Origin of the sequence: Streptomyces canus 299MFChir4.1, assembly GCF_000383615.1 — a bacterium.
Lineage (GTDB): Bacteria > Actinomycetota > Actinomycetes > Streptomycetales > Streptomycetaceae > Streptomyces > Streptomyces canus_C.
This window is the reverse complement of the sequence record NZ_KB911595.1, coordinates 74,031-91,266: the sequence shown is the minus strand read 5'-3', so window position 1 is coordinate 91,266 and position 17,236 is coordinate 74,031. Positions and strand designations below refer to the sequence as shown.

The window sequence follows — 17,236 nt, the reverse complement described above, 5'->3', positions numbered from 1 at the left end:
GTCGGCGCGGCTTTGGCCGACCGGAGGGAAAGCGATGGGTAGGACACTCGCGGAGAAGGTCTGGGACGACCATGTCGTCCGGCGCGCCGAGGGCGAGCCCGACCTCCTCTTCATCGATCTGCACCTGCTGCACGAGGTGACCAGCCCGCAGGCCTTCGACGGTCTGCGCAAGAGCGGTCGCCAGGTGCGCCGGCTCGACCTGACCATCGCCACCGAGGACCACAACACCCCGACCCTCGACATCGACAAGCCGATCGCCGACCCGGTCTCCCGGATCCAGCTGGAGACGCTGCGCAAGAACTGCGCCGACTTCGGTGTGCGCCTGCACCCGCTGGGCGACGTCGAGCAGGGTGTCGTGCACGTCGTCGGCCCGCAGCTGGGCCTGACCCAGCCCGGTATGACGGTCGTCTGCGGCGACTCCCACACCTCCACGCACGGTGCCTTCGGCGGTCTGGCCTTCGGCATCGGCACCTCCCAGGTCGAGCACGTGCTGGCCACCCAGACGCTGCCGCTGGTCCGCCCGAAGACCATGGCCATCACGGTCAACGGCGAACTGCCCGACGGCGTCACCGCCAAGGACCTGATCCTTGCGATCATCGCCAGGATCGGCACCGGCGGCGGCCAGGGCTACGTCCTGGAGTACCGCGGCTCCGCCATCGAGAAGCTGTCGATGGAAGCCCGCATGACCATCTGCAACATGTCGATCGAGGCCGGTGCCCGCGCGGGCATGATCGCCCCCGACCAGACCACCTTCGACTACCTCGAGGGCCGCCCGCACGCGCCCAAGGGCGAGGACTGGGACGCGGCCGTCGCGTACTGGAAGACCCTGAAGACGGACGAGGACGCCGAGTTCGACGCCGAGGTCGTCATCGAGGCCGCCGAACTGTCGCCGTTCGTCACCTGGGGCACCAACCCGGGCCAGGGTGCGCCGCTTTCGGCGAACGTCCCCGATCCTGCTTCGTACGAAGACGCTTCGGAGCGCCTCGCCGCCGAAAAGGCCCTGGAGTACATGGGGTTGGAGGCCGGCCAGCCGCTCGGCTCCATCAAGGTGGACACCGTCTTCGTAGGTTCGTGCACCAACGGCCGCATCGAGGACCTGCGCGCCGCCGCCGAGCTCGTCAAGGGCCGCAAAGTCGCCGACGGCGTACGGATGCTGGTCGTCCCCGGCTCCGCGCGCGTGGGCCTGCAGGCCGTCTCCGAGGGCCTGGACGTCGTCTTCAAGGAGGCCGGCGCCGAATGGCGGCACGCGGGCTGCTCGATGTGTCTGGGCATGAACCCGGACCAGCTGGCCCCCGGTGAGCGCTCCGCGTCCACCTCCAACCGCAACTTCGAGGGCCGGCAGGGCAAGGGCGGTCGTACCCACCTGGTGTCGCCGCAGGTCGCGGCCGCGACCGCCGTGCTGGGCCACCTGGCTTCGCCCGCCGACCTGTCCGACGCCCCTGCCGCCGCTGGAGTCTGAGAGTCATGGAAGCATTCACCACGCACACCGGCCGGGCCGTCCCGCTGCGCCGCTCGAACGTCGACACCGACCAGATCATCCCTGCTCACTGGCTCAAGAAGGTGACCCGGGACGGTTTCGAGGACGGACTGTTCGAGGCCTGGCGCAAGGACGAGACGTTCATCCTCAACCAGCCCGAGCGCAAGGGCGCCACCGTGCTGGTCGCGGGCCCCGACTTCGGCACCGGTTCCTCCCGTGAGCACGCGGTGTGGGCGCTGCAGAACTACGGCTTCAAGGCCGTGATCTCCTCCCGCTTCGCCGACATCTTCCGCGGCAACTCGCTCAAGAACGGCCTGCTCACGGTGGTTCTGGAGCAGAAGATCGTGGACGCGCTGCAGGAGCTCACGGAGAAGGACCCCACGGCCGAGATCACGGTCGACCTGGAGGCCCGCGAGGTGCGCGCCGAGGGCATCACCGCCGCCTTCGAGCTCGACGAGAACGCCCGTTGGCGGCTGCTGAACGGCCTGGACGACATCTCCATCACCCTCCAGAACGAGGCCGACATCGCCACGTACGAGGCCAAGCGGCCTTCGTACAAGCCGCGGACGCTGCAGGCGTGACCGCGCCCCTCCTTCGGAGCAACTGAACAGGTCGAGATTCGGCCACCTCAACATCCCTGCCGTACCCCCGATCAGCCCGATCGGGGGTACGGCCGTGTCTGCGTCCGGACGGCCTCGCGCCGCGCGACGTGGCCGCTCAACTTCCCACGTTACGGCGGGTGTTGTCGGGGTACGCGTCTCTTGTAGCCGTGACTCCCGGATGTGCCCGGAAGGCCGTTTGAGGCGGCAGTTGCACCCCTAGCAGGCGACAACTCGCCCCAGATGGCACAATCTGTGCATGGAACACGACGGCCAACTCGAGCTCTATGCGGCAGTCGCGGACCAACTCAAGGAAGCGCACGCAAGAGTGCGCGCACTGCAAGTCCCGGAGGGCGTACGGATGGCGCTGACCCGGAAGCTGCTGGTCATTACGGCCGCGGCCAAGCACGACGTCGTCGAAGCGACAAGGCGTCTGGAGGGGTTCATGGCCGACCTCGACGCGGGTCGAATCCCGGAAGAGGAACGCTGAACAAGTCCAGAGCAGTCGAGTTCGTTGCGGCACAAGGGTGATAAGCCCGTTTCGTGTTTGATTTGCGGTATATATCTGCCTAACGTGCGAAAAAGCTTGAACACTTTCGTTCTGGCAATGTCTCCGAAGGGGAAGACGTGAACAAGGCGCAGCTCGTAGAAGCGATTGCCGACAAGGTGGGCGGCCGCCAGCAGGCCGCCGACGCGGTCGACGCGGTCCTGGACGCCATCGTCCGCGCGACGGTCGCGGGCGACCGGGTCTCGGTCACCGGCTTCGGTTCGTTCGAGAAGGTCGACCGGCCGGCCCGTTACGCCCGCAACCCCCAGACGGGCGAGCGGGTTCGGGTCAGGAAGACCTCCGTTCCGCGCTTCCGCGCGGGCCAGGGCTTCAAGGACCTGGTGAGCGGCACGAAGAAGCTCCCGAAGAACGACGTCGCGGTCAAGAAGGCACCCAAGGGCAGCCTGACCGGCGGGGCTTCGGCCACGGTCAAGAAGGCGGCCGCCAAGAAGGCCACCGCCAAGACCGCCGCGGCCAAGAAGACCGCCGCGAGGTCGACGGCGGCCAAGAAGACCACGGCCACCGCCAAGAAGACGACGGCGAAGAAGGCCCCCGCCAAGAAGGCCACCGGGACCGCCGCCAAGACCACCGCCGCGAGCAAGAGCACCGCCAAGAAGACGACGGCCAAGAAGGCTCCGGCCAAGAAGGCCACCGCCAAGAAGGCGCCCGCCAAGAAGTCGGCGGCTCGTACCACCACCGCCAAGAAGACCACGGCCCGCAAGAGGTAAGGGCACAGGGGTACTCACGCGCCGGGCCGGACTCCGCATCGGAGTCCGGCCCGCGGCGTGTGCGAGGGGGGGTTCAGAAGGTCTGGAGCGTCACCAGGGTGACCTTGTCCCCGCCCATCTCGACGCGCACGCGCTGGCCGGGACGCAGCAACCGCAGACCGCCCGCGTCGAACGCCGCCGCGTCGAAGGGCACGGGGGTGCCGTCGTCGAGGAGCACCTGCCCGCTGCGGCTTTCGGGGTCGTACGTGTACGCGGTCGCCTGCATGGCCGCAGCCTACTGCCCGGGGATCAGCAACCGCGCCGCGGCGGCGGCCGTCCGGGGACCCACCCCGAGCGCGAGCGCGGCCCGCAGGTCCTCGCCGGTGTCCACGTCCTGGCGTACGGAATCCACCGCGGTGAGCGGGAGTTCCGTAGCTCCCGAGGCGCGATGACGCGCGCGTGAATCCGGGCCGAAGGCGGGACTCAATTCCGCGTCCTTGCGGGCCGCCAGCAGAGTGGTGCCGATTGCCGCCGCGTCGGCGAGAAATGCGCGCGGGAATTCCGCGGCGGCGTCGAGGACCCGGGCCAATTCGAGTGGCCGTAGTGCCGGAAGATCGGCGTTCAGTGCAGCGAGGGCACTGTCGGGGCGCGTGGACCGTACAACGTCCGCCGCGTGCGCCAGAGCCGCGTTCAGGCCGCCTCGGGGCTCGTCGGGGACGATGTGGGCGCCCAGGGCCGCAAGCTCCCGGCCGGCCAGGGGATCGTCCGTGACGACCGCCACATCCCCGACCGCAGGGCAGGCCAGCGCGGCCGCCACGGTGTCCTGGGCGAAGGCGAGGGCCAGACCCGGGCGCACCCCGTCGCCGGCGGTGTCCGAGAGCCTGCTCTTGGCCCGCGCCAGGGGTTTCAGCGGGATGACCAACGTCCACTGCACCAGCGTTCCGTCCTTCTCTTCTCGCCGCCATTGTCACTCAGTCGTCACGCGCCCCATCTGGCGGTGTCGGTGGCGGGGCGTACGGTGTTCTCGACAGACAGGCGGCCTGGGGCGACACTTGTGCGGCCCCCCAGGCCCAAGAGGAAGGTGTCCGCGTGCCCCGCCGCAGAATCGGCTTCTGGTACCGCCTGGCAGCGGTGATCGCCAAACCGCCGCTCGTGGTTCTGCTCAAGCGGGACTGGCGTGGAATGGAGCACATTCCGGCTGACGGCGGATTTATCACCGCGGTCAACCACAATTCGCACATCGATCCCTTCGCGTACGCGCACTTCCAGTACAACACCGGCCGCGTTCCGCGATTCCTCGCGAAGAGCGGTCTTTTCAACAAGGGATTCGTCGGCGCCATGATGCGCGGCACGGGGCAGATTCCCGTCTACCGCGAGACCACGGACGCGCTCAGCGCGTTCCGGGCCGCCATTGAGGCCGTGGACCGCGGCGAATGCGTCGCGTTCTACCCCGAGGGCACCATCACCCGGGACCCGCACCAGTGGCCCATGATCGGCAAGACCGGCGCCGCGCGCGTGGCCCTGCAGACCAAGTGCCCGGTCGTCCCGGTCGCGCAGTGGGGCGCCAACGAACTGCTGCCGCCGTACGCCAAGAAGCTCCACGTCCTGCCGCGCAAGACCTCGCACGTCCTCGCGGGACCGCCCGTGGACCTGTCGCCGTTCTACGACAAGGAGATGACCCCGGACCTCCTGAAGGAGGCCACCGAGGTCATCATGGCCGCCGTCACCGCCCAGCTGGAGCTGATCCGCGGCGAGAAGGCGCCCGAGTCGGCGTACGACCCGCGCCGCGAGCGGATCGAGCAGCGGCGCCGGACCCGCGCCCAGAACGGCCACGAGGGGGAGAAGAGCAAGTGAGCAAGCCCGTCAAGGCGGCGGTTCTCAGCGCCGGTTCATGGGGCACGGCCTTCGGTGTCGTGCTCGCCGACGCAGGCTGCGAGGTCACCCTCTGGGCGCGTCGTCCGGAGGTCGCCGAGGCCATCAACTCCAGCCGGACCAACCCCGACTACCTCCCCGGTGTAGAGCTCCCGCAAGGGGTCAGGGCGACCACGGATCCCGCCGAGGCCGCCGCCGGCGCCGACTTCACGATCCTGTCGATCCCCTCGCAGACGTTGCGCGCCAACCTCGCCGAGTGGACCCCGCTGCTCGCGCCCGACACCGTCCTCGTCTCCCTCATGAAGGGCGTCGAGCTCGGCTCCGCCATGCGGATGAGCGAGGTGATCGAGGACGTCGCGAAGGTCGGCGCCGATCGCATCGCCGTGGTCACCGGCCCCAACCTCGCGCGTGAGATCGCCGCCCGGATGCCGGCCGCCGCCGTGGTCGCCTGCACCGACGAGGCGGTGGCCCGGCGCCTCCAGGCCGTCTGCCACACGCCGTACTTCCGGCCCTACACCAACACCGACGTGGTGGGCTGTGAACTGGGCGGTGCCGTGAAGAACGTCATCGGCCTCGCCGTCGGCATCGCGGACGGCATGGGACTCGGCGACAACGCCAAGGGCTCGCTGATCACGCGCGGTCTCGCGGAGACGACCCGGCTCGGACTCGCCATGGGCGCCGACCCGCTGACCTTCTCCGGACTCGCCGGTCTCGGCGACCTGGTGGCCACCTGCTCCTCGCCGCTGTCGCGCAACCACACCTTCGGCACCAACCTCGGCAAGGGCATGACCCTCCAGGAGACCATCGCGGTCACCCGGCAGACCGCGGAGGGCGTCAAGTCCTGTGAGTCGGTGCTGGATCTCGCCCGCAGGCACGGCGTCGACATGCCGATCACCGAGACGGTCGTCGGCATCGTGCACGAGGGCAAGTCCCCGGTGGTCGCCGTCAAGGAGCTCATGTCGCGCAGCGCGAAGCCCGAGCGACACTGAGCCACGACGTCGTTCTTTGCCTCGTTCGCCGCAGGGGTGGACGCTGTCTCAGGGCACTACCAACGGGTACTCTCAACGCGATATGAGCACCGAGAACCTCCCCCAGAACCCTGAGCAGCCGCCTCGCAAACCGCGCGTGGCCGTCGTGTTCGGCGGGCGCAGCTCCGAACACGGGATCTCCGTGGTCACCGCCGGCGCCGTACTGCGGGCCATCGACCGGACCAAGTACGACGTCCTGCCGATCGGCATCACCAAGGACGGCCGCTGGGCGCTCACCGCCGACGAACCGGAACGCATGGCGATCACCGAGCGCCGTACGCCGAGCGTCGAGGAACTCGCCGAGTCGAGCGAGGGCGGCGTGGTGCTCCCCGTGGACCCCGCGAACCGCGAAGTCGTCTACAGCGAGCCCGGATCGGTGCCCAAGGCGCTCGGCGAGGTCGACGTCGTCTTCCCCGTCCTGCACGGCCCCTACGGCGAGGACGGCACCCTCCAGGGCCTGCTGGAGCTCTCCGGTGTCCCGTACGTCGGCTCGGGTGTGCTCGCCTCGGCGGTCGGCCAGGACAAGGAGTACATGAAGCGGGTGTTCACCTCCTTCGGGCTCAAGGTCGGCCCGTACGTGGTGATCCGGCCGCGCGAGTGGGAGCGGAACGAGTCCGCCGCCCGCAAGAAGATCGTCGACTTCGCGGGCGAGCACGGCTGGCCGCTCTTCGTGAAGCCCGCGCGCGCGGGTTCTTCGATCGGCATCACCAAGGTCGACGACCTGTCCGGCCTGGACGAGGCGATCGCGGAGGCGCAGAGCCACGACCCGAAGATCCTCGTGGAGGCGGCGCTGCGGGGCCGTGAGATCGAGTGCGGTGTCCTGGAGTTCGAGGACGGCCCGCGCGCGTCGGTCCCGGCCGAGATCCCCCCGCCGCAGGAGCACGCGTACTACGACTTCGAGGCGAAGTACATCGACTCGACCCCGGGGATCGTGCCGGCGCCGCTCACGCCCGAGGAGACGGCCGAGGTGCAGAGGCTCGCGGTCGACGCCTTCGAGGCGGCCTCCTGCGAGGGCCTGGTCCGCGCCGACTTCTTCCTCACCGAGGACGGCGAGTTCGTGATCAACGAGATCAACACGCTCCCGGGCTTCACGCCGATCTCGATGTACCCGCAGATGTGGGAGAAGAGCGGGATCAGCTACCCGGAGCTGGTGGGCCGGCTCATCGAGGCGGCACTGCGCAGGTCGACGGGGCTGCGGTAGCCGGTCGGCAGTCGGTCGGCTAGTCGGCGATCCCTTCGGGGATCGCCCTCTTTATGCCGGACGCGAGGTCCACCAGCGGTGCCATGCCGTCCGCGGTGCGGTCCTTGGGGATCGTCACCTCGACATACGCCCTGCGCAGGGTCGTGGTGAACCGGAACGACCCGTCGTCCTGCTTCTCCAGCAGCCACCCGACCCCGTTCACCTCGACGCCGTCGGCCTCCGGATCGTCCATCTTCGAGGGCCGCACGACACCGCACCGCAGTATGATCGCCGGGTCACCCCAGCCCGCGGTCAGTGCGGACGCGGGCTCGGGATCCCGACGGTCCTGGTCGTCGACCTTGGACGGCAGGACCCGGTCCAGTTCTCGGCACAGCTTCGTGACGCCCGCCCCCGGCGAGGGAACCGCCGCCGACGCGCTGTCGTCTGCGGAGGAGCAGCCCGCGACCGTGATCAGCAGGGCGAGCGCGGACAGACCGAGAGGCCGGTGACGGAAGAAGTTCACCGGCCAAGGGTAGACGGGGGCTACAGATGGACGACCGGGCAGGTCAGGGTGCGGGTGATGCCGTCCACCTGCTGGACCTTGGCGACCACGAGCCGGCCGAGGTCGTCCACGGTGTCGGCCTGTGCGCGGACGATCACGTCATACGGTCCTGTCACGTCCTCGGCCTGGATGACTCCAGGGATCTTGCTGATCGTCTCGGCGACGGTCGACGCCTTGCCGACCTCAGTCTGGATCAGGATGTACGCCTGTACCACGGAACCTCCAGGGCGGCCACGAGGATCATGTGGGGAAAAGGAACGCCACGGTATCGCGTCGCCGCTCGTCGCGGGGAGACCCGCGGAGACGCGGACACCCGTGCCGGGGTGCGGACACGACAGAAGTTCACGGTCCCCTCGACCGTATCGAGGACACTGATGACGCGCGACCGGGCACGGCACGGCACAGAAGGGGCGTAAGGGCAATGAAGGGCACTGTTGGTGAGCTCGGCGAGTTCGGGCTCATCAGGGAGCTCACCTCCCGTCTCACCACCACGCCGGCGGTCCGGGTGGGCCCCGGCGACGACGCCGCGGTGGTCGCCGCGCCCGACCGCAGGGTGGTGGCGAGCACCGACATCCTTCTGGAGGGCCGGCACTTCCGCCGCGACTGGTCCACGGCCTACGACGTCGGGCGCAAGGCGGCCGCGCAGAACCTCGCCGACATCGCCGCCATGGGCGCCGTGCCGACCGCCCTGCTGCTCGGCCTGGTCGTGCCCGCCGAACTCCCCGTGACCTGGCCCTCGGAGCTCATGGACGGCCTGCGCGACGAGTGCCAGGTCGCGGGCGCGTCGGTGGTCGGCGGGGACGTCGTACGCGGGGACACGATCATGGTCTCCATCACCGCCCTCGGCGATCTGCGGGGCCAGGAACCGGTGACCCGGGGCGGCGCCCAGCCCGGCGACCTCGTGGCGGTGACCGGCTGGCTGGGCTGGTCGGCGGCCGGGTACGCGGTGCTCGCCCGCGGCTTCCGCTCGCCCCGCGCGTTCGTGGAGGCGCACCGGCGCCCCGAACCGCCGTACCACGCGGGCCCGGCCGCCGCCGCGCTCGGCGCGACCGCGATGTGCGACGTGAGCGACGGGCTGATCGCCGACCTCGGACACATCGCCGAGGCCAGCAAGGTCCGTATCGACATCAGGTCCGGTGCGATCGACATCCCGAGCCAGATGAACGACATCGGGCAGGCCGTCGGTGTCGACCCCATCCAGTGGGTGCTGACCGGGGGCGAGGACCACGCCATAGTGGCGACCTTCTCGCCGGACGTGAAGCTCCCGGCCCGTTGGAAGGTGATCGGCGAGGTCCTCAACCCCTCGGCGCTGCCCCAGGTGACGGTCGACGGAGCGCCCTGGACCAGCAGGGGCGGCTGGGACCACTTCGGCGGGGACATCGAGTCGTGAAGCCCCTGGTGCTCACGGTGGCCGGCTCCGACTCCGGCGGAGGCGCCGGAATCCAGGCCGACCTGAAGACCATGCTCGCGCTCGGCGTGCACGGCATGAGCGTCGTCACCGCCGTCACCGCGCAGAACTCCCTCGGCGTGCAGGGTGCCTGGGAGCTGCCGGTGGAGGCGGTGCGGGCCCAGTACCGCAGTGTCGTGGACGACATCGGCGTCCAGGCCGTCAAGACCGGGATGCTCGCCTCGGCCGAACTCGTCGAGACGGTGGCCGAGTTGATCGGTACCACGGACGCCCCGGCCGTGATCGACCCGGTCGGGGTCTCCAAGCACGGCGACTCGCTGCTGGCCGCCTCCGCCCTGGACTCCGTACGGCGACGGCTGCTCCCGGTGGCCACCGTCGCCACCCCGAACCTCGACGAGGTGGCCCAGCTCACCGGCGTCCTGGTCGAGTCGGAGGAGCAGCTGGGGGAGGCCGCCGAGGCCGTCCTGTCGTACGGACCGAAATGGGTGCTCATCAAGGGCGGCCATCTCCCCGGTGACGCCGTCGACCTGCTCACCGACGGCTCCGAGGAGCACTGGCTGCGCGCGCCCCGCCACGACAACCGGCACACGCACGGCACGGGCTGCACCCTCGCCTCCGCGATCGCCTCGCACCTCGCGCGGGGCCGGTCCGTGCCGGAGGCGGTGACGGCCGCGAAGGAGTACGTGACCGGGGCGATCGCCGCCGGATTCGCGCTGGGCGGCGGGATCGGACCCGTGGATCACGGATGGCGGTTCCGTCAGGACGCGGGCGCGTAGTACGTGGAGGCTCCGTACGTGGCGGCGCGCGGACACGGCAAAAAGCCGGCCCACCTCTCGGTGGACCGGCTCAGTGCAGCGAACAAGCAGTGGCCGCGCGCTTAGCTGTGCGTCAGCGCGAGACCTTGCCGGCCTTGATGCACGAGGTGCAGACGTTCAGGCGCTTCGGCGTCCCGCCGACCACCGTACGGACGTGCTGGATGTTCGGGTTCCAGCGACGGGACGTACGGCGGTGCGAAAACGACACGCTGTTGCCGAAGCCCGGCCCCTTGCCGCAGACGTCGCAGTTGGCAGCCACGGGTCACTCCAAAGACTTCAGATGCACTTACGGTTGGATCCCGGCAGCGAGCCAGGATCGAGATCGCAGGATCAGAGATCTGAGTGGCACTGCCAGGGGAATGGCCCGATCAGGATCGGGCAACCGGAGCAGCATACAACGACTGCGCCAGTAGAACGAAACTACCATGGCTGATCAGGCACTCGCTCCCGGCCCACTTCCGGCGAACACCCGCCCGGGGTCTACGCTGCGTCCAGTCCAGGAGCCCGAGGAGGCGCAGGTGGCGCAGGTGCCGCAGACATTCTTCGATGCTCTCGCGGTGCGCACCTGGTGCGGTCTCGCGTTGCGGGCGCTGGGTCGGGCGCGCGAGGAGATCGACGCGATCAACGTCTACCCGGTCGCCGACGGGGACACCGGCACCAACCTGTATCTGACGGCGGAGTCGGCGTCCGCGGCCGTGGAGGCCGTCTTCGAGGCCCACGACGCCCACGGCTCGGGGAAACCGGCCCTGGCCGACGCCGCGCGCGCGATGGCGCACGGAGCCCTCATAGGAGCCCGCGGCAACTCGGGCACGATCCTCGCCCAGCTGCTGCGCGGCATGGCCCAGGTGCTCGCCGCCGACGGTGAGACGACTCACACGGACGGCGAGGGACTCCGGCTCGCCCTGCGGCGGGCCGCCGACTCCGCCCGCCAGGCCGTGGCCCACCCCGTGGAGGGCACCGTCCTCACGGTCGCCTCGGCCGCCGCCGACGCGGCCGGGGGAGCGGAGGGCGACTGCGGGACGGTCGCCCGGGCCGCCTACGACGGGGCGCGCGCGGCCCTCGCCGCGACACCCGGCCAGCTGGCCGTCCTGGAGCGGGCGGGAGTGGTGGACGCCGGCGGGCGCGGGCTGGTGGCGGTGCTCGGGGCTCTGGTGGAGACCTTCACGGGGGAGGTGCCCAGGGCGGTGCCGGTGACGAGCGGCCCGGAGCACGCGCGCGTGGCGGGCGACACGGACACGACCTCCCCCGCGGGCTTGGCCGAGATCCTCACGGACTCCCCCGACGAGTGCACCGACGATCCGGGCACCGGTGGCCCCGCCTTCGAGGTGATCTACCTCCTGGAGGCCGACGACACCGCCGTCGCGCGGCTGCGGCAGCGGCTCGACGGGCTCGGGGACTCCCTCGTGGTGGTCGGCGGCGACGGACTGTGGAACGTCCATGTGCACGTCGACGACGCGGGCGCCGCCGTGGAGGCGGGCGTCGAGGCCGGGCGGCCGTACCGGATCCGCATCACGCACTTCGGCCTCGGCGACGTGCACACCACCGGCGCCGAGCGGCCGCCCCGCGAGCCCGCCCAGCGGGCCGTCGTCGCCGTCGTGCCCGGTGAGGGCCTGGCCGGCCTTTACGCCGAGGCAGGCGCGACCACCGTGCTCGCCCGGCCCGGGGAGCCGCCCGCGAGCGGGGAGCTCGTGGAGGCCGTACGACGGGCCCACGCGCGCGAGGTCGTGCTGCTGCCCAACGACGCCGACCTGCGCCACACCGCGGCCGCCGCGGCCGAGCAGGCCCGCACGGAGGGCATCCGGGTCGCGCTGATCCCGACCCGCTCCGCGGTCCAGGGCATCGCGGCGCTCGCCGTGCACGAGCCCGAGCGCCGGTTCGACGAGGACGTCGTGCAGATGACCTCGGCGGCCGGCGCGACCCGCTACGCCGAGGTCACCGTCGCCGAACGCCAGTCCTGGACCATGGCCGGCATCTGCCAGGCCGGCGACATCCTCGGGCTCATCGAGGGGGACGTGGCGGTCATCGGCTCGGACGTCGCCGTCACCGCCGAGACCGTCCTCGACCGCATGCTCTCGGCCGGCGGCGAGCTGGTCACCCTCGTCCTCGGCGACGAGGCCCCCGAGACCGTCGCCGACCACCTGGAGGCGCGCGTACGGGAGTCCTACCTCGCCGTCGACACGGTGGTGTACCGGGGCGGACGGCAGGGGGCCGTCCTGCTCATCGGCGTCGAATAGCCCCTGGGCGTCAGCTGTCCTGCCCCTCCATGAGGCCCAGCAACTGTTCCGCCTCGGCCCGCCGCGCCTGTGCCGTGCCGTCGGACCCGTCCCCGTCCCCGTAGGCGTCGAGCACCGCACGCGCGCGTGCCGCCCCCTCCGCCGGCCGGCCCAGGTCGGCCGCCAGCCAGCCCGCCGCGAGTTCGGCACCGGCGCGGGCGTCCAGGGCGCCGTCCCCGAGCGAGCCGAACACCACGATCGCCTCCACCACCTGGGCCAGCGCCTCCTCCAGCACCGCCCGGATCGAGTCGTCCTCGGCGTCCTCGGGCACGGAACGGGCGATCAGGTCCCCGAACTGCCGGTGGGTGTGCCCGAGTTCGCCGACGAGCCGCTGCCGCGCCTCCTCGTCGTCGTCCCGCGCGTCCCCCAGCGCGGCCTCGCACTCCCGGACCGCGTCCGCCATCAACTCCCGTGCCGCGTCCGTCCCGTCCTGCGCGCGCAGCGCGAGCCAGGCGCGGGCCCGCAGGGAGCGGACGAGGCCGTGCACGTTGCCGAGGTCCCGCCACAGAGCGCCCGCGCGCGCGTACGCCCGGTCGGCCTCGGCGGGCAGCCCCGCGGCACCGAGGGACTCGGCGGCGAGGTGGGCGAGCGTGGCGTGGTCGTGCTGCTCGGGCCAGTGCCGGGCGATCTCGGCGGCCTGAAGCCGCCGTTCGGCCGCCTCCCGGTGCTCGCCCAGCTCGCTGAGACAGTCGCCGAGCCACCACCGTGCCTGTACGACCGCGCCCTCGCCGTGCCGCTCCGCGCTCAGGTCCGGCAGCGCCGACTCCAGCACCTCCGCGGCCTCGGCCCACCGCCCGAGCCCCAGCAGGAACCCGCCCAGCTGGTGCCGGGCCAGGGCACCCAGCGTCGGCCCCTCCCCGGCCTCGTCGGCCCAGTGAGCGGCCTCCAGGGCATGCTCGGCGGCCTCCTCGGCCCCTCCCCGGCCCCCGACGACCTCCGCGAGCTGGAGATGCAGCTGGGCCCGTCCGACCGCCTCCAGGTGCGGCCCGCCGTGCTCCAGGGCCGCCCGCAGCGCCCGTTCCGTCCCGGCCGGGTCCCCCAGGTGGTGCAGGAGCCCGGCCAGCCGGGCCTCGTACTCCACCGCGAACCACGGCAGGCCCGCCTCCACGAACCCCGTCGCCGCCCACGTGAACAGCTCGGCCGCCGTCGGAAGGTCCCCGGTTTGCGCGGCCAGCTCCGCCAGCATCGCCTGCCCCTCGGCGACCCGCGCGGCGAGCCGCACGTCGTCCCCGGTCCGCCCCTCGACGAGGGCCAGCACCTCCCGTACGGCCGACTCGGCGTCGCTCAGGAACGCCTCGTCGTCGCCCTCGTGCACCCGCCGCATCAGGATCCGGGCCCGGGACATCAGCACCGACGCGGCCTGCCGTACGCCCGTGTCGTCCACGGAGTAGAGCGCGAGGACCTCGTCGTACGGCCCGGCGACCGCCGCGAGGGCCTCCTCCACCTCGCCCGCCAGCGCGCGCACGTACGCGGCACGCGCGCGTGCGGCCAGCGCCTCGCCGGGGTCGCCCGCCGCCGCGTACAACTCGGCCGCCCGCTCGAACAGTTCGACGCCCTCGGGGCCCAGGTCCATCGCCTCGTGGTCGGCGATCTCCGCCCGGTCGCGCGGGTCCAGCTCTACGCCCTCGGCGGCCCGTGCGACCGCCGCCCACGCCTCCACGGCGTTCGGCCGGAGGGTGTCCGACAGCCGCCGGGCCTCGGCGACCAGCGCCGGCAGATCGGGTTCCCGGGCGGGCGCGGGGGCCGCAGGGACCGCCACGGGAGCGGCGGCGGTCCGGGCCGCCCGCACTCCCAGCGGCAGCCGTTCCACCAGCGGCCGCTGCGCCATACGCGCGCGCGTCCGCTCGCTGACGTGGGGCGTGCCGTTGCGCTCGTCGAAGCGGGCGGCCAGCGCGAGCGCCTCCCCGCGCGCGTGGACGGCGAGTTCGGCCGCCGTCCAGGACCGGCCCGCGGGCCCCGGCACCGGCCGCTCGCCCAGGCCCAGCCCGGTCAGCCGGTCCATCAGCAGGGCCACCACGGCCGTGAAGTCCAGCCTGCTGCGCGGATGGCCGTCGTCCGTGAAATACGCGGGGCGCTCCGCCAGCAGTTCCAGGCCGCGGGCCTCGTTGCCGCTGAGCGCGCAGAACTCGACATGGTCCGCGTAGGCGCCGCGCATGCTCTCCATGGACCGCACGAGGCGGAAGCCCCGCAGATGGTTGGCGCGCGCCTCGTCGAGGCGGCCCAGGCGCAGCAGCGGCCTGAGGGAGGACGCGAGGACCGCGTGCGGCTCGTGGGCGCACGTGAACTCGCCCTCCAGGACCGGCGCCCACAGCTCCAGCGCCTCCTCGTCCCGCCCGCGCTGCGCCTGCCACCAGCCCTGCTCGTGCAGCTCGCAGGCGTGGCAGTCGGCCATGCCGTCCCGGTCGGCGGCCAGCCACGCGACGTACGCGCGCTCGGCCCGCTCCAGGTCCCCGACATGCGCGGCCACGCTGTACTCGGCGCTGCGCACGGCCCGCTCGGAGTGCCCGGCCAGCCGGTAGCGGTGCTCCATCTCGCCGAGCCACTTCTCCATGGCGGCGAGCGGGATGTGCGGCTGGTCGAGCATGCCGGCCGTCATCCACTTGAAGACCCAGTGCAGCGCGTGCGTCTCGTACTCGTCGAAGTCCTCGGGGTGCTCGTCCCACATGCGCAGCAGCCGCGCGAAGGGGACGAACATCTTGGCCTTCTCGGAGCTGTAGTTGTAGACCTTCAGCTGGTGTCCGAGCGCCTCGATCACCGCGAGCGGGATGTTCAGCTTCTCCGCCTCGGCGAGCAGCTGTTCCGCGCGCGCGTTGCGGGCGGGCCCCTCCGGTTCCTCGCCGTTCTCCGCCATCGCCCGGCGCAGCGCGTCGAAGGCCGCGCTCCCGTCGACTCCGCTCATCAGCGGCCCTCCTCGCCGTTCGTGGCCCACTCAAGGAGACCTATGAAGGCCCGGTTCAGCAGCGCCGAGTCCGCGGGCCTGAGCGGCCGCTGGGCCATCAGCAGCGCCTGCCCGTACAGGGACTCGGTGGCGGTGCCCATCAGCTCCGGGTCGCCGAGCGAACCGATCCGCCGTACCAGCGGGTTGAGGTGGTTCAGCACGAGACGCGCGCGGGGGGCGTTTCCGCGCAGCGAGCCGAGGATGCCCGCCCACAGGTCGTCCGCCCGGTCCTCGGCCTCCGCCCGCGCCTGTTCGTGCCGCGCGTCCCGGTCGTCCAGGTGCAGCGCGGGCACGGACAGCGGCCGGAAGGCACGCAGGACCACGTCACAGCCCAGCGGGTCCAGCCTGGCCCGCGCGGCCGCCAGGAAACCGGACAGCGCCAGCTCCTCGGCCGGATCGACCAGGTCCATGTGGGCGGTGACGGTGTCCGCGTCCAGCTCGGCGACGACCGTGCCGGGGCGCACCGAGGGCAGTGCCTCGACCAGGTCGCTGTCGTACGTGTAGCCGCCGTTGACCACCCCGACGCCCTGCGCCGACGCGATCGCCGCGACCTGCCGGTACTCCTCGACGGTCCGCGTGAAGTGCACCACCGGGTGCCGCTGCGCGAACTCCTCCAGGGACAGCCGCCCGTCCGTCGTCTCGAACGGCAGCCAGGGCAGCATCGTGCGCAGCATGTCCTTGTCGTGCCGCGCGAGCGACTTCACGCCCAGGTGGTGCACGGACAGGAAGGCCGCGAGCCGCTCCGGATCCCCGGCCGCAAGACCCGTCAGCCAGGACCGGATCCGCTCCCCGAGCGCGTCCCGCACGGCGGCCAGCGTCTCGTCCTCGTACAGCGACTCGCGCGAGGCCGTGGGCCGCAGGCTGTCGGTGTCCAGGACACAGCGCACGAAGAACGCCCAGTCCGGCAGCAGCTGTTCGGCCCGCTCGGTCAGCAGCATGCCCTTGAGGTGCACGCGATGGGTGGCCCGCTGAGCGGGACTGACCGCCGAGGGCAGGACGTACGCCACGCCCCGGATCCCGGCCAGCGGCACGTTCAGCTCGATCGAGTCCAGTGGGGTGAAACCGAACAGCTCGTGGCAGTGCCGGGCCAGGGCCACCCGGCGGGTGGCGGGGGAGGGGTACGGCCGGTCCCAGGGCGCGGGCAGATCGGTGACCGCCTCGTCGCCGACCCGGACGTCGTACGGCAGCAGGGAGCCGAAGTCCCGGGCGAGCTGGAGGACCCGGTCGGGCGACAGCCACTCGCCGGCACCCGCCCGTGCCACCAGATGCACCGTGGTCCCCGGCTCCGGACGGGCCTCATGGGGCAGCGTCCGCACCCGGTAGGAGCCGTCGTCGCCCGCCGTCCACTCCACGGGCGGCGCGTCCGGCGTACGGGCGCTGCGGCTGACCACGCGGATGCGCTCGGCGACCACGAAGCAGGCGAGCAGACCGATCCCGAACTGCCCGAGGAAGTCGGAGCGGGCCTCCTGAAGCCCCTCGGCCCGCTTGGAGCTGCGTCCGATGGTGGCCAGCAGGTTGTGCACGTCCGCCTCGGTGAGCCCGACCCCGGAGTCCTCGACCCGCAGGGTGCCGCTCTCGGCGTACAGCCGCACGCGGGCCGGGGCGTCCGGCTCCTCGGCCCGCCGGGCCGTGATCGCGTCCACCGCGTTCTGGAGCAGTTCGCGCAGATAGACCTTGGGGCTGGAGTAGAGGTGATGGGAGAGGAGGTCCACCAGACCGCGCAGGTCGACCTGGAACGTATGAGGTTGCTGAGGTACCTGGGGTGTCTGTGAGGTCTGGGAATCCATCGTCGCAGCGCCGGTGGGGGGAACGTTCGCACGGCGCGGGGTA

17 protein-coding genes are annotated in these 17,236 nt (G+C 71.8%); 10 read left to right on the top strand and 7 right to left on the bottom strand.

The annotated features are described in order from the left end of the window. Positions 1 to 34: 34 nt before the first annotated feature. The 4 genes from leuC (at position 35) to H293_RS0127290 (ending at position 3,351) form a co-directional block, all read left to right on the top strand. Entirely contained in the window at positions 35 to 1,459 is a 1,425-nt protein-coding gene (gene leuC / locus H293_RS0127305; RefSeq protein ID WP_020121017.1) for a 3-isopropylmalate dehydratase large subunit, read from the top strand. A gap of 5 nt (positions 1,460 to 1,464) precedes the next feature. Further along, positions 1,465 to 2,058 carry a 3-isopropylmalate dehydratase small subunit gene (gene leuD, locus H293_RS0127300; RefSeq protein ID WP_020121016.1) on the top strand — a complete coding sequence of 198 codons (594 nt, stop codon included), beginning with the start codon at positions 1,465 to 1,467 and terminating at the stop codon, positions 2,056 to 2,058. 277 nt (positions 2,059 to 2,335) lie between these two features. Beyond that, complete coding sequence (locus H293_RS0127295; protein ID WP_007384922.1) at positions 2,336 to 2,566, top strand: SCO5555 family protein; 231 nt, start codon at positions 2,336 to 2,338, stop codon at positions 2,564 to 2,566. Positions 2,567 to 2,703: 137 nt separating this feature from the next. Beyond that, positions 2,704 to 3,351 carry an HU family DNA-binding protein gene (locus H293_RS0127290; RefSeq protein WP_020121014.1) on the top strand — a complete coding sequence of 216 codons (648 nt, stop codon included), beginning with the start codon at positions 2,704 to 2,706 and terminating at the stop codon, positions 3,349 to 3,351. 73 nt (positions 3,352 to 3,424) lie between these two features. Here H293_RS0127290 and H293_RS0127285 read toward each other — a convergent pair whose 3' ends face one another. After that, positions 3,425 to 3,616, bottom strand: coding sequence for a hypothetical protein (locus H293_RS0127285; protein WP_020121013.1), 192 nt, complete (start codon positions 3,614 to 3,616; stop codon positions 3,425 to 3,427). 9 nt (positions 3,617 to 3,625) lie between these two features. Beyond that, on the bottom strand, positions 3,626 to 4,264 hold the full coding sequence (cofC, locus tag H293_RS0127280) for a 2-phospho-L-lactate guanylyltransferase (RefSeq protein WP_020121012.1): 639 nt from the start codon (positions 4,262 to 4,264) through the stop codon (positions 3,626 to 3,628). Positions 4,265 to 4,419: 155 nt separating this feature from the next. Here cofC and H293_RS0127275 point away from each other — a divergent pair, with 155 nt between their 5' ends. The 3 genes from H293_RS0127275 (at position 4,420) to H293_RS0127265 (ending at position 7,431) form a co-directional block, all read left to right on the top strand. Then, entirely contained in the window at positions 4,420 to 5,184 is a 765-nt protein-coding gene (locus H293_RS0127275; RefSeq protein WP_020121011.1) for a lysophospholipid acyltransferase family protein, read from the top strand. Continuing rightward, complete coding sequence (locus H293_RS0127270; RefSeq protein ID WP_020121010.1) at positions 5,181 to 6,191, top strand: NAD(P)H-dependent glycerol-3-phosphate dehydrogenase; 1,011 nt, start codon at positions 5,181 to 5,183, stop codon at positions 6,189 to 6,191. Before H293_RS0127275 ends, H293_RS0127270 begins: the two co-directional genes overlap by 4 nt. Before the next feature lie 82 nt (positions 6,192 to 6,273). Then, a complete protein-coding gene (locus H293_RS0127265) occupies positions 6,274 to 7,431 on the top strand; it encodes a D-alanine--D-alanine ligase family protein (protein WP_028808240.1) in 1,158 nt (385 codons plus the stop codon). Between the two features lie 19 nt (positions 7,432 to 7,450). On the opposite strand, the gene H293_RS0127260 is transcribed toward H293_RS0127265, so the two are convergent. Further along, a complete protein-coding gene (locus H293_RS0127260; RefSeq protein ID WP_020121008.1) occupies positions 7,451 to 7,933 on the bottom strand; it encodes a DUF3515 domain-containing protein in 483 nt (160 codons plus the stop codon). A 20-nt stretch (positions 7,934 to 7,953) separates the two neighbouring features. Next, positions 7,954 to 8,187 carry an Lrp/AsnC family transcriptional regulator gene (locus tag H293_RS0127255; protein WP_020121007.1) on the bottom strand — a complete coding sequence of 78 codons (234 nt, stop codon included), beginning with the start codon at positions 8,185 to 8,187 and terminating at the stop codon, positions 7,954 to 7,956. Between the two features lie 206 nt (positions 8,188 to 8,393). On the opposite strand from H293_RS0127255, the gene H293_RS0127250 reads away from it, so the two are divergent. After that, positions 8,394 to 9,362: a thiamine-phosphate kinase gene (locus H293_RS0127250; RefSeq protein ID WP_020121006.1), complete on the top strand. Its 969-nt coding sequence runs from the start codon at positions 8,394 to 8,396 to the stop codon at positions 9,360 to 9,362. Next, positions 9,359 to 10,156: a bifunctional hydroxymethylpyrimidine kinase/phosphomethylpyrimidine kinase gene (thiD, locus tag H293_RS0127245; protein ID WP_020121005.1), complete on the top strand. Its 798-nt coding sequence runs from the start codon at positions 9,359 to 9,361 to the stop codon at positions 10,154 to 10,156. Before H293_RS0127250 ends, thiD begins: the two co-directional genes overlap by 4 nt. A gap of 112 nt (positions 10,157 to 10,268) precedes the next feature. Here thiD and rpmB read toward each other — a convergent pair whose 3' ends face one another. After that, a complete protein-coding gene (rpmB, locus tag H293_RS0127240) occupies positions 10,269 to 10,454 on the bottom strand; it encodes a 50S ribosomal protein L28 (protein ID WP_007384934.1) in 186 nt (61 codons plus the stop codon). Between the two features lie 259 nt (positions 10,455 to 10,713). On the opposite strand from rpmB, the gene H293_RS0127235 reads away from it, so the two are divergent. Next, positions 10,714 to 12,429, top strand: coding sequence for a DAK2 domain-containing protein (locus tag H293_RS0127235; protein WP_020121004.1), 1,716 nt, complete (start codon positions 10,714 to 10,716; stop codon positions 12,427 to 12,429). A 10-nt stretch (positions 12,430 to 12,439) separates the two neighbouring features. On the opposite strand, the gene H293_RS0127230 is transcribed toward H293_RS0127235, so the two are convergent. Together H293_RS0127230 and H293_RS0127225 are read right to left on the bottom strand one after the other, a co-directional pair. After that, positions 12,440 to 15,367: a hypothetical protein gene (locus H293_RS0127230; RefSeq protein ID WP_020121003.1), complete on the bottom strand. Its 2,928-nt coding sequence runs from the start codon at positions 15,365 to 15,367 to the stop codon at positions 12,440 to 12,442. Continuing rightward, on the bottom strand, positions 15,367 to 17,193 hold the full coding sequence (locus H293_RS0127225) for an HSP90 family protein (protein WP_028808239.1): 1,827 nt from the start codon (positions 17,191 to 17,193) through the stop codon (positions 15,367 to 15,369). The genes H293_RS0127230 and H293_RS0127225 overlap by 1 nt, the downstream gene beginning before the upstream one ends. Between the last annotated feature and the right edge of the window lie 43 nt (positions 17,194 to 17,236).

Bases quoted from the DNA above. Each gene is read 5' to 3' on its own strand.
- H293_RS0127295 (WP_007384922.1), top strand. From the start codon at position 2,336: ATGGAACACGACGGCCAACTCGAGCTCTATGCGGCAGTCGCGGACCAA.
- H293_RS0127265 (WP_028808240.1), top strand. From the start codon at position 6,274: ATGAGCACCGAGAACCTCCCCCAGAACCCTGAGCAGCCGCCTCGCAAA.
- H293_RS0127230 (WP_020121003.1), bottom strand. From the start codon at position 15,367: ATGAGCGGAGTCGACGGGAGCGCGGCCTTCGACGCGCTGCGCCGGGCG.
- H293_RS0127225 (WP_028808239.1), bottom strand. From the start codon at position 17,193: ATGGATTCCCAGACCTCACAGACACCCCAGGTACCTCAGCAACCTCAT.
- leuC (WP_020121017.1), top strand. From the start codon at position 35: ATGGGTAGGACACTCGCGGAGAAGGTCTGGGACGACCATGTCGTCCGG.
- H293_RS0127250 (WP_020121006.1), top strand. From the start codon at position 8,394: ATGAAGGGCACTGTTGGTGAGCTCGGCGAGTTCGGGCTCATCAGGGAG.
- leuD (WP_020121016.1), top strand. From the start codon at position 1,465: ATGGAAGCATTCACCACGCACACCGGCCGGGCCGTCCCGCTGCGCCGC.
- H293_RS0127285 (WP_020121013.1), bottom strand. From the start codon at position 3,616: ATGCAGGCGACCGCGTACACGTACGACCCCGAAAGCCGCAGCGGGCAG.